This window comes from Kocuria sp. (assembly GCF_030536815.1).
Lineage (GTDB): Bacteria > Actinomycetota > Actinomycetes > Actinomycetales > Micrococcaceae > Kocuria > Kocuria gwangalliensis.
Window position 1 is genome coordinate 1 of record NZ_JAUNPE010000338.1, and the last position, 1,562, is coordinate 1,562.

Genomic DNA, 1,562 nt, shown 5'->3' on the forward strand with positions numbered 1-1,562 from the left:
CGGGGCTCCCGGGTGGAAGCTGGGTGTAACCAAGGGTGAAAAACCCCTCGCTGACCTTTGAACCAGCGCCGCAGGGCGCGGATCGGCAGACAGGCAAAGGAGCCTTAAATGTCAGTCCCAGCAACATCGCAAATACCCGCGCTCAATGAACCGCACCTCAAGCCCAAGACCCTCGTCGGTTACGGCCTGGGCGACGCCGGTTGCAACATCGCCTTCCAGATGACCGGCCTGTTCCTGCTGCTCTTCTACACGAACGTGGTGGGGATCCGGGCAGATCACGCCGGTGTGATCCTCATGATCGTGAAGGTCTGGGACGCGTTCGCGGACCTGTTTGCCGGTCGCATGGTGGACCGCACCATGACCCGCTGGGGCAAGTTCCGCCCGTTCCTGATCTGGTACTCGATCCCGCTGTTGCTCTCCAACTTGCTGTGCTTCTGGATCCCCGTGGACGGCTACGGCGCCAAGCTGGCCTGGGCCACCATCAGCTACGCGCTCATGGGCCTGCTCTACTCCATGGTCAATATTCCGTACGGCTCACTGGCCGGCGCAATGAGCCAGAACCCCGTGGACCGTTCCCGTTTGGCCTCGGCCCGCATGGTGGGCTCCGGCGCAACCATCCTGTTGCTCTCCCTGTTCCTGGCACCGCGCATCAAGGGTAGCGAGAACCTGGCCGCGACCTTCCTCGTCACCGCCATGGCGTTCGTGGTCATCGGCGCGCTGTTCTTCTTCACGACGTTCGCCACCTCCAAAGAGGTCGTGTACCGCGAGGTCGAGCGCGTGAGCCTCAAAGAGACCGTCACCACCGTTCGGCAGAACGGCCCGCTCATCCGCCTGTGCGGCTCCTCCCTGCTGTACCTGATCGCGCAGAACGTGATCGGCGCGCTGACCATCTACCTCTCCACCTACGTGCTGACCCGCTACTCCGAGGCCGGCTGGGTGTCCACCATCTCCATTGTCATCACCACGGGCGCGGTGCTCTATGTGGGTCCCTTCGGCCCCACCGTGACTCGCGTGCTGGGTAAGAAGCGCGGCTTCATGTACGCGGCCGTTGTGGCAGCCGCTGGTGGCGTATTGTTCTCCCTTAGCAACTTCCTCTGGTACTCCTTCGCGCTGAGCCTGCTGGGCCTGTTCTTCATGGGCGTGGGCATGGGCATCCTCAACACCATGACCTGGGCCCTGGAAGCGGACACCGTGGAATACGGCGAGTACAGGACCGGAATCCGCACCGAGGGCGCCACCTACTCCGCGTTCTCCTTCACCCGCAAGGTGGGCCAGGCCGTGGGTGTGGCCGTGGCCGGTTACGTGCTGACCTGGGCCGGTTTCAACCCGGACATCGCTGTCCAGTCCGAGGACACCGTTCGCGGCATGGCCCTGGGCGCCGGTCTGGTTCCCGCCGTGGTCTTCCTGGGGGCCATGCTGATCATGGCGGCTTACCCGCTGACCGAGGCCAAGTTCAAGGACATCATGAAGGCCATCGAGGCCAACCGCCAGCTGCGTCATGAACAATTGCAGCTCGGTGAAATTCCGAACTCCGTCCCCACCCGTGAGGACCGCGTGGGCCC

Annotated in this window: 1 protein-coding gene; it reads left to right on the plus strand. The window is 63.7% G+C overall.

Going from position 1 to position 1,562, the window contains the following annotated elements:
* Positions 1 to 108 precede the first annotated feature (108 nt).
* Positions 109 to 1,562, plus strand: a 1,454-nt coding sequence (locus Q4E95_RS13760) for a glycoside-pentoside-hexuronide (GPH):cation symporter (RefSeq protein WP_303383833.1), incomplete at its 3' end; no start/stop codon positions are given.